This is a genomic window from Pseudoalteromonas sp. ESRF-bin5 (genome assembly GCF_002632075.1).
In the GTDB taxonomy this organism is placed as follows: Bacteria; Pseudomonadota; Gammaproteobacteria; order Enterobacterales; family Alteromonadaceae; genus Pseudoalteromonas; species Pseudoalteromonas marina.
This window is the reverse complement of record NZ_NTLW01000183.1, coordinates 1-9,360: the sequence shown is the minus strand read 5'-3', so window position 1 is coordinate 9,360 and position 9,360 is coordinate 1. Positions and strand designations below refer to the sequence as shown.

The window sequence follows — 9,360 nt, the reverse complement described above, 5'->3', positions numbered from 1 at the left end:
AAAGCGCTAAGTGAAAAAAGGCAGCGCTTTTTATTGGTAGAAGATGATGACGATGCTGCACAAATAACCCAGTTGCTTTTAGAAAGCTTAGGAGTAGAGACGGTAATAGCGTCAAGCTGTGCGCAGTGTTTGCAAATACTTAACCACGATCAGCAATTTGATAAAGTATTGTTAGATATGCATTTACCAGATGGCAGCGGAATTGACTTAGGTGAGCAGGTTAACGAGCGATACCCTGAGTTGCGATTAGTTATTGTGAGTGGTGCGGAACCTGATCCAAAAGAGATAAAAGATTTAAATATTGATCGTGTTTTATTAAAACCTATTAATTTAGGCTTATTAGAAACACTTATAAGTTAAAGCGTGAGGTTTAAATTATATGCAGTTTATAACACTAGACTCTGAAAGATTAACGCCTTCAAAAGTCGTCTGCGTTGGCAGGAATTATACAGCCCACATTGCAGAGTTAAATAACGAAACTCCCGATGAAATGGTGTTATTTAATAAACCTAACAGCGCAATTACACACACTCTAAGAGCCCAGCATAATGGCGATGTTTTGCACTACGAGACAGAGTTATGCTTTGTAGTAAAAAACAGAAAATTTGTAGGTGTTGGTCTTGGGCTTGATTTAACAAAACGCACCGTACAAAGTAAACTAAAAAATAAAGGATTACCATGGGAGCGCGCAAAGGCGTTTGATGGCTCAGTTGTTTTTAGTGAGTTTGTTGCATTAAGTGGCAGCGTACATGACTTTAAATTTGAATTAAAAATTAACGGCGCCGTTATTCAGCAAGGCGATACTCACTTCATGCTAAATAAACCAGAGGCTATTTTACAAGAAATCAGCGAGTTTATGAGCTTAGACGATGGTGACGTAGTCATGACTGGTACGCCTTCAGGTGTTGGTGAAGTGGCTGAAAACAGTACTTTTTCTGTTGCTCTGTACGCTAATGAACAGTGTTTGATTGAGCATCAGTGGCAGGTAGCTTAAAGTTAATAACCTGCTGTTGATAGTGTTTGTTGAAGTCAGCAAAACTAGGGTTTAAAAAAGCATGCTGACTTTTTATGTACTCAGGTGACTGTAAAATGGTTGTTTTTAATGCATTGTTAATCCTTTTTATTGCTTGAGTTGCAAAGTTATTTTTTGCTTTTACAGCACAACCCACTGCACCTCGTATAAAGCCATCTTCCTCTTCAGCCAAAGGGATACTGGTTATGTTATTAAACCTTCCTTGTTTATTAAAGTAGTCAGCCATAAATGGGTAATCAATAGAGTAGTCTAAAAAGCCACGGCTTAAGCGCGCAATCACGGCTTGGCTTTCGTTTTCGCTACTCCAGCTAAATGACGAGCTATTATTAAGTTTTGTATTGCTAATAATTGTGTTTATTCTATTTGAAAATTTGCGTGCCGCGGCTTGGCCGTAAATGTAGTTTTGATCGGCTAATAAATTAATTAAATTAATTGGTAAGCCGTGTTTTTTTGTTAATTTTGGGGCTAATTCTGTGGTTGTTAATACGGAGAATGGCGGGTAGACAGTGGTTGGGTTTGATAGTTTGAGTATGTGATTATTTTGTTTTTTATAAATAACACATGGAAAGCATACATTTTTACCTTCATTTAAATATTTATTTATACGCTGCTGTGGCACAACAAGCCGTGTATGCTTTACATCAGTAATTGTGTTAATTAGTTGCTCTGTTAAGTTGTCACAAAGCCCACCTTGTGGCGCTTTATCGCTTTTAGTTATGTGAAAAGGAGGTGTGTAACTTTGTAGCCAAATTATTTCTTTAATGGGCTCAGCTTGCTTAGTATTACCGAGTGCCGTGAACGATGAAAATAACAAACTAATTATTAATACGCGTTTTACCATTGCATAAACTTTCTTTAAAAAGTAATACTTTTAGTATAGATAGTAATTAACAATAATAAACAATCATTTTTTTATTAGTTAAAAAAAGCAGGTAGTGATTTACCTGCTTTTATACTTTTAAAAAACTAAAGTTAGTAAGGCATAGGGTAGTTTTTGAAAATAGTCCCTATGCTCGTTAAGGTTTCGTCGTTTAAAGTGATATTAAACGCGTCTATGTCTTCTTTTAACTGCGCCATAGTTGTGGCGCCAATTATAGAAGACGTTACTCCATCTACCTGATTACACCACGCAAGAGCAAGTTGTGCTGGCGTCATATTATTTGCATGTGCAAGCTCTGCATATAGCTTGGTTGCTTGTTGGGCATTAGGGGTATCTCTAAAAATACCATTACGTTGTGCGAAGCTCCACCGCGAGCCTTTTGGACGAGCACCCTCTAAATATTTACCTGTTAGCAAACCGGCTGCTAAAGGTGACCAAGGCAGGTAAGCAATATCTTCATGTACACATTGCTCAATCAAATAAGGCCAATCTTTAGCATGAGCTAAGCTAAATTCATTTTGAATAGACACCATGCGTGGCAAGTTGTGCTCTTTTGCCAAACTCACAAACTGGCTAATACCCCAAGGTGTATCATCAGACAGTCCGCAGTGTTTAATTTTGCCCGCTTTAACACAGTCGTTAAGGCCTTCTAAAATATCAAGCATGCCAGTTTGGTGAGCTTGTGTATCTACATCACTAAATTTAAGTATTCCTGGCCACTGTCTTGCAAAATGCGGTGTTGAACGATTAGGCCAATGTAATTGGTACAAATCAATATAATCGGTTTGCAAGCGCTTAAGGGAATTATCAACCGCCTCTATAACTGCTTGGCGGGTTATATCGCCACCCTCTCGTACCCACGATAGGCCATTACCCGCTACTTTTGTTGCCAGTACTATGTCGCTTCGTTTTTGTTGATTACGAGAAAGCCAGTCGCCAATAATTTGCTCTGTTTTACCGTAGGTTTCAGGCGAGGGAGGTACGGCATACATTTCAGCTGTATCAATAAAATTTACGCCACGCTCTAATGCATAGGCTATTTGATCGTCTGCGTCGCGTTGAGTGTTTTGAACGCCCCAAGTCATACTGCCTAGACAGACTCTTGAAACGTTAACCCCGCTGCTACCAAGTGGGCTGTATTGCATAGGAATTCCTTATGACTCGTCTTGTGCGTATTTTAGTAATGCTGATAAAAGTGGTTCTGTAATGGGGGCTTTTGCACCCGTTTTAAAATCAAACATCACTACTTTTGATGTGCCCGTGGTGGTTATCGCACTTTGTGCGTGACTAAATACACTGTAATTCATTACAAACCGGTCGGTTTTAATATCTGAAATAGTGACCCCAACAGTTAGAGTGTCGGGAAAGGTAACGGGGCGCTTATAGCGAATAGTATTTTCACTTATAACAGGGCCAACTCCACCGGGTTTAATGGTGTCGAATAAGTTTAGTTTATTTAAAAAGTCTATTCGGGCTATTTCAAAATAACGCAGGTATACCACGTTGTTAACGTGCTGAAGGGCATCCATGTCGGCCCATGCTACAGTGATGTCGGTATGAATAGGGTGATTATCTTTGAACCTTTGCATGTACTTATAGCTCTTAACTTTAAAGCACTTAGATTATCAATATGAACTAGTGAGCTCAAGGGAATTTATAATTAGGTGGTTTTAAAAACTTTGTAACCAATTGATTTTGGTATACAGTTAAAAAACACACACAGGAGCACACACATGCAAAATATAATTAATTGGTTATTAGCTAGTTTAGTTTTTATAGCGTCGTTTACCTGTTATGCAATGGGTAACGCCTCTGGTGCTATTATTCTTATTTTGGCAGGGTTCTTTTTTGAAGTTTTGCTTTGGCTACGAAGTATGAAAGAGCAAGAAAGCACTAAACGTCTTTTTTAATTGCCACTGAGCTTGATTATAAATAGGGATTACATAATAATGACTGTATAAATAAACAGTCTTTATTGTGGTGATGAAAAAGTTTATACACATAGATATGGACTGCTTTTATGCGGCGGTAGAAATGCGAGACAACCCAAAGCTCGCAAATGTACCGCTTGCTATTGGCGGCAACAGTCGGCGTGGCGTGTTATCTACCGCTAACTATATAGCCAGAGAGTTCGGCGTGCGCTCTGCGATGTCTAATTACCATGCTAAGCAATTATGTCCCGATTTGGTTATTGTGCCCGGACGTATGGCTGTTTATAAAGAAATATCGAGCCAAATACGCGAAGTATTTAGTCGTTACACCCACCTTGTAGAACCACTTTCTCTTGACGAAGCCTACCTTGATGTTACTGACAGCAAAGCGTGTAAAGGCAGTGCGACACTCATTGCTCAGCAAATAAGAGCTGATATATACAACGCAACAGGGCTAACCGCTTCTGCAGGTGTGGCCCCAGTTAAATTTATAGCCAAAATAGCCAGTGACGAAAATAAGCCAAATGGCCAATTTGTTGTACTGCCTGATGAGGTTGACCCATTTTTAGAACAGCTGCCGCTAGGAAAAATTCCCGGTGTGGGTAAAGTCACATTAGAGAGATTAAATCTTAAAGGGCTTTATACAGGGAAAGATGTGCGTGAAAAAGGGGTGAACTGGATGCAGCAACACGTTGGTAATTTTGGTGTGTCGCTTTATCAAAAATGTGCGGGAGAATACATTGGTAGCGTTTCAACCGAGAGAATACGTAAGTCTTTAAGTGTTGAGCATACCTACGAATACAATAAAACCAGTCTGCAAGAATGTTTGGATCAGATCCCTAGCTTAATAGATGAATTAACTCGTAGGCTTGATAAGCAACAATTACAAAGTCGTATAAATAAATTAAGTGTGAAAGTGAAGTTTGCTAATTTTGTGGTGACCTCAGCCGATCAGGCTTATCATCAATTAAATACCGAAATTTTTGTTCAGTTACTCACTAAAGCGTATCAACGTGGTTTGCAGCAACCTGTTAGGTTATTAGGTATTGGCGTTGGTATTAAAAGCCAGCCTGAGCATAATTTACAATTGAGTATTTTGGATTGATGCGTGACGCTTTTACAAAGCGTTTTAGATAAATTAAACGCTTATCGCATCTTACTGGTCTTCAATATACAAATCGACGATAATAAAGGTCTATGTTTTTAACAGGATCTGTATTTATGGCATACCCTAAAGCTGTGTTAGCTCAATTAACAAGCGCTAGTCTTGAATGTGCATCACATGACGCACTGATCATCATAAGTGATGACTTTTCTAAATTACCTAATAATTCTCTTCGCGATGCCGTTTTAGCTCAGTCAAAAATTGATGCGCGCATTGGCAAGCAGGTAACCTTACTTGTTATTGAAAATAAGCGTGTAATTTTAGCGCCAACGGGGCCGCTAAATAGAGATTACGACGATGTTCGTCGTTACTTTGATGCCGCTAAACTGGCAATCAATGAAGCCAAGTTATCAGGTAGTGTTAATCCAGCCTTGTTTTTACCAAGTTTGTCAGGCGATAGCCGTTATCAGCATGCATTAGAAGTTTCATTTTTAGGTATGTGCCAAGCACTTTGGCAGCCTTTAGAAGCGCGTGAGTACCACGGCGAAGAGATTGAGCCGATAGCCACTATTGGGTTAATTAATGCGAGTTCACAAACAGTTAAAGCTGTTAATGCTATTGCGGCTGGCCAGTATGCTGCTCGTGATTTATGTGGTACCGAGCCTGAGCGCATGGCGCCACCTCGCTTTGCTGATTATTGTGTTGATTTATTTAAAGGCACAAATATAGCCGTTGATGTAATAGATGATATTACGGCTATTGATAAACATTACCCCATGTTAAGTACGGTTGCGCGTGCATCTTATGCGGTTGAGCGTCATCATCCACGAGTTGTTAAGCTTGAGTATGTGCCTGAGGGCGAAGTTACCCGCACTCTTATGTTTGTTGGTAAAGGCCTAGTTTACGATACCGGCGGTGCAGATCTAAAAGTGGGTGGTTATATGGCGGGTATGAGCCGTGACAAAGGCGGTGCTGCCTCGGTTGCAGGGTTTATGAAAGCCGTGGCTGACTACCAACCAGAAGGTGTGAAGGTTATTGCTTACCTAGCGGTTGTGCGTAATTCAATTGGGTCTGACTGTTTTGTACCTGATGAGATAATTACAAGCCGCGAAGGTGTACGCGTACGTATTGGTAACACGGATGCTGAAGGGCGCTTGGCAATGGGTGATCTACTAAGCGAAATGAAAGATTTAGCTAAAACAGAGGTTAACCCTACATTATTTACCGTTGCAACGCTTACAGGTCATGCCGCACGAGCAATGGGTCCTTATGGTGCCTATGTAGAAAATGGCCCAGCAAGGCTTGCTAAAGTTTCGCGCCAAATTGCTGATTGTGGCGATTTATGGGCTGATGGTGCAGAAGTATCACGATCGCGCCGTGAAGATTACGACTTTATAAAGCCACGTACGCTGGCGGATGATGTGCTTTCAAGTAATAACGCAGCTTCTGCGGTAACGGCACGTGGTCACCAATTCCCGATGGCGTTTTTAGCTGTTGTTGGCGGGTTAGACAAGCACGGAACAGACTCTACACAGCCGTTGCCATACGTGCATATGGATATTGCCGGTAGTGGTGTTGAAGGTGGTGATTGGCAACATGGCAAACCAACAGCAGCTTCTGTTGCTAGTTTATTTGCCTGTTACTGCTTATAAAGTTAACTACTTAAATGAAAAAGCCCTGTTTAACAGGGCTTTTTTTATACTCAATTTAATTTGAATCGATTAACAATAGATGAAAGCTCCGTACTACTTTGTTTGAGCTTATCACTGGCGCTATTGAGTTGCTTGGTATTATCTAACGATTGCTCAGTTGATTGAGATAAATCGTTAATGCGCAGGTTCACCTCATCTGCAGCTTGAGTTTGCTGCTCTGTTGCACGTGCAATTTGGCTGTTCATTTCAGTGATAACAGATACGAGTCGTTCAATTTCATTGAGTGAGTTATTTGCAGAGGATGCCTGTTCAACGGTTGATACAGAAAGCGTTTGGCTGGCTTTAACTGCGTCTACAGCCGCTCGGGTGCCTTCTTGTAGTTTACTGATCATTGATTGAATTTCGTCAGTGCTTTGTCCTGTTCTACTGGCAAGCGTACGTACTTCATCGGCAACGACTGCAAAGCCCCGACCATGCTCACCAGCACGTGCGGCTTCAATCGCAGCATTAAGCGCGAGTAGGTTTGTTTGTTCAGAAATACTTCTAATTACATCCAGTACAGAGCCTATGTTCTGACTTTCATTTGCTAAGTCTTCTGTTACACGACTTACTGTCTCGATGTTTGCCGAGAGTGTTTCTATGGCGGTTATTGTTTCTGCGACTACGTGTTTACCCGTTGATGCGTTATGTGCCGCATCATTAGCGGCTTGCTCTGCGGCTTCTGCGTTGCTGCTCACATCATGTATTTGATGGGTCATTTGCTCCATTGCCGCTGCAACTTGTGTCGAGCTGTCGTTTTGTAGCTCTATGAATGATTGGCTAGTTTTTGTTGAGTCATCAACTGTGTGTGCGTGTTCGTTAACATCGTTTGCGCTTTGCGATACATGTACCAACGATTCACGCATTTTTGAAACAAATAAATTAAATGAATGTGATAGCTTCGAAATTTCATCGTTACCTTCTTCATTTAAAGTGCGGGTTAAGTCGCCTTCACCCTGCGAAATATCTTTCATCATGTTGGCGGCAAGTCGTGTTGGTAGTAATACACTGCGCCCTATAAAGTAACTAAACACAATAACAGCTATGATCATCACTACGGCGTTTAAAATAATAAGGTTACGTTGAAACGAAAATGCAGCATCTATGGTATCTAAATATACACCTGAGCCAATTATCCACTGCCATTGGTTAAACCCTTTTACAAAGGCAACTTTATCAACGGGTTGTTCTTCACCGGGTTTTGGCCATTTGTAAGGAATAAAGCCTTCGCCATCTTTTTTAGTAATATTAACCATTTCAACAAACAACGCTTTACCGTCTGGATCTTTATTGTTAGTTAAATCTTTACCTTCAAGGGCGGGTTTTATTGGGTGCATTACCATTTCTGGTTGGTAGTTGTTTATCCAAAAATAATTAGTTTTGTCATAGCGTAAAGCACGAATTGCATTCATTGCTTGCGTTTGTGCCTGCTGCTGTGTGAGTGTGTTGTTTTGTTCAAGTGTGTGAAAGTGTTCAATAATACTATAAGCAGTTTCCACTACATTTTGTGTTTTTAGGTATTGTTCGTATTTAAGGGCTTTATATTGGTTGTTTAAGCTAGAAACACTCAATACAATCAAGCCAAAAATAACAATGCCAACCAACATAGCAAAACGCTGAAAAATACTAAAACGTCGAAGATTAAGCATGTGCGTATCCTTTAATTATTTGCACAAAAAAGTGCACCAAATAAGTTTAGTAAAAATATGCGTTTAATCTAGGGCTAGTTTATATTTCGAGGTTAAATTTAAAGCTGTATTTGAGGCATTTAACTAAGGCTGAGTTTAAGACTCTTTTTAAATAAAAAAGGCTGATTAAAAAATCAGCCTTAATAAGTTAGTTACTGTTTGTTATTTAACATCAAAATGACGGTTAAAGAAATTTGTAATAGTTTGGTGTAAATGAGTTTGAACTTGCTTACCGCGCAAGCTATGTTTTGAACCTGGGTAGGTCATCATTTCAAACTGTTTTTCACTGTCTTGTAGTTGTTTAAATAGTTTAGTTGCATGAGTAAACAATACATTGTCGTCTGCCATACCGTGATAAATCATTAGTGGTCCCTTAAGACCATCGGTATATGGAAATACTGCGCTAGCTTCATAACCTTTTGCATTTGTATCAGGGTGACCTAAATAACGCTCTGTGTAATGAGTGTCGTATAATGCCCAATCAGTTACCGGAGCACCTGATACACCGGCAGTAAAGTAGTCACCAGCTTTAAACATGGTCATAAGCGCCATATAGCCACCGTAGCTATGGCCGTAAATACCAATGCGTTTAGCATCTACGTAGTCAAGTGTACGTAAAAATTCAACGCCTTTAATTTGGTCGCTTACTTCAACGTCACCTAGGTTTTTGTATATAGCGTCTTCAAACTTTTTACCACGGTTGTACGAACCACGGTTATCAAGTTGAAAAATTACATAACCTTGCTGCGCCATATATTGAAAGTATAAATTTTTACTGCGCCAGCTGTTTGTAACGCGTTGAGCATGCGGGCCGCCGTATACGTTAACAATGACTGGGTGCTTTTTACCTGCACTCATATTAGTTGGTTTGAATAAGCGGTAATGCATTATTTGTCCATCGTCAGCTTTTAACGTGCCATACTCAGGTGTTGCTAAATTGCTCAAATAAGGTGTAAGTGGGTGGCTGTTATCTAGCTTGTTTTCTTCAAGCCAAGTAATAAATTCGCCGTTAACTTTACGCAGTGCTGCCGA

At 40.1% G+C, this 9,360-nt stretch carries 10 protein-coding genes; 5 read left to right on the top strand and 5 right to left on the bottom strand.

Features of this window, described 5'->3' with window-relative positions:
- On the top strand, window positions 1–360 hold a 360-nt coding region (locus tag BCG07_RS11140), incomplete at its 5' end, for a response regulator (protein ID WP_286890164.1).
- Window positions 361–379: 19 nt separating this feature from the next.
- The gene (locus BCG07_RS11135; protein WP_243531537.1) at window positions 380–994 is read left to right on the top strand and encodes a fumarylacetoacetate hydrolase family protein; all 615 of its coding nucleotides are present in this window, start codon (window positions 380–382) and stop codon (window positions 992–994) included.
- Here BCG07_RS11135 and BCG07_RS11130 read toward each other — a convergent pair.
- The 3 genes from BCG07_RS11130 to BCG07_RS11120 all read right to left on the bottom strand — a co-directional run bounded on the left by BCG07_RS11130 (window position 951) and on the right by BCG07_RS11120 (window position 3,502).
- Window positions 951–1,874, bottom strand: coding sequence for a hypothetical protein (locus BCG07_RS11130; protein WP_008126520.1), 924 nt, complete (start codon window positions 1,872–1,874; stop codon window positions 951–953). The genes BCG07_RS11135 and BCG07_RS11130 overlap by 44 nt on opposite strands.
- A gap of 131 nt (window positions 1,875–2,005) precedes the next feature.
- Entirely contained in the window at window positions 2,006–3,058 is a 1,053-nt protein-coding gene (locus tag BCG07_RS11125) for an aldo/keto reductase (RefSeq protein ID WP_243531535.1), read from the bottom strand.
- Window positions 3,059–3,067: 9 nt separating this feature from the next.
- Complete coding sequence (locus tag BCG07_RS11120; protein WP_006793666.1) at window positions 3,068–3,502, bottom strand: acyl-CoA thioesterase; 435 nt, start codon at window positions 3,500–3,502, stop codon at window positions 3,068–3,070.
- Window positions 3,503–3,646: 144 nt separating this feature from the next.
- On the opposite strand from BCG07_RS11120, the gene BCG07_RS11115 reads away from it, so the two are divergent.
- From BCG07_RS11115 to BCG07_RS11105, 3 genes are all read left to right on the top strand, one after another.
- Window positions 3,647–3,823 carry a hypothetical protein gene (locus BCG07_RS11115; protein ID WP_006793665.1) on the top strand — a complete coding sequence of 59 codons (177 nt, stop codon included), beginning with the start codon at window positions 3,647–3,649 and terminating at the stop codon, window positions 3,821–3,823.
- 73 nt (window positions 3,824–3,896) lie between these two features.
- On the top strand, window positions 3,897–4,949 hold the full coding sequence (dinB, locus tag BCG07_RS11110) for a DNA polymerase IV (protein ID WP_243531532.1): 1,053 nt from the start codon (window positions 3,897–3,899) through the stop codon (window positions 4,947–4,949).
- A 116-nt stretch (window positions 4,950–5,065) separates the two neighbouring features.
- Window positions 5,066–6,601 (top strand): M17 family metallopeptidase, encoded by a 1,536-nt coding sequence (locus tag BCG07_RS11105; protein WP_008126542.1) that lies wholly within the window; start codon window positions 5,066–5,068, stop codon window positions 6,599–6,601.
- A 50-nt stretch (window positions 6,602–6,651) separates the two neighbouring features.
- On the opposite strand, the gene BCG07_RS11100 is transcribed toward BCG07_RS11105, so the two are convergent.
- Together BCG07_RS11100 and BCG07_RS11095 are read right to left on the bottom strand one after the other, a co-directional pair.
- A complete protein-coding gene (locus tag BCG07_RS11100; protein ID WP_243531530.1) occupies window positions 6,652–8,289 on the bottom strand; it encodes a methyl-accepting chemotaxis protein in 1,638 nt (545 codons plus the stop codon).
- Window positions 8,290–8,490: 201 nt separating this feature from the next.
- Window positions 8,491–9,360 (bottom strand): alpha/beta hydrolase family protein (locus BCG07_RS11095; protein ID WP_286890160.1); only part of this gene is annotated, 870 nt, incomplete at its 5' end.

Excerpts from the sequence above, each read along its gene's own strand:
- BCG07_RS11135 (WP_243531537.1), top strand. The coding sequence starts at position 380 with ATGCAGTTTATAACACTAGACTCTGAAAGATTAACGCCTTCAAAAGTC.
- BCG07_RS11130 (WP_008126520.1), bottom strand. The coding sequence starts at position 1,874 with ATGGTAAAACGCGTATTAATAATTAGTTTGTTATTTTCATCGTTCACG.
- BCG07_RS11125 (WP_243531535.1), bottom strand. The coding sequence starts at position 3,058 with ATGCAATACAGCCCACTTGGTAGCAGCGGGGTTAACGTTTCAAGAGTC.
- BCG07_RS11120 (WP_006793666.1), bottom strand. The coding sequence starts at position 3,502 with ATGCAAAGGTTCAAAGATAATCACCCTATTCATACCGACATCACTGTA.
- BCG07_RS11115 (WP_006793665.1), top strand. The coding sequence starts at position 3,647 with ATGCAAAATATAATTAATTGGTTATTAGCTAGTTTAGTTTTTATAGCG.
- dinB (WP_243531532.1), top strand. The coding sequence starts at position 3,897 with ATGAAAAAGTTTATACACATAGATATGGACTGCTTTTATGCGGCGGTA.
- BCG07_RS11105 (WP_008126542.1), top strand. The coding sequence starts at position 5,066 with ATGGCATACCCTAAAGCTGTGTTAGCTCAATTAACAAGCGCTAGTCTT.
- BCG07_RS11100 (WP_243531530.1), bottom strand. The coding sequence starts at position 8,289 with ATGCTTAATCTTCGACGTTTTAGTATTTTTCAGCGTTTTGCTATGTTG.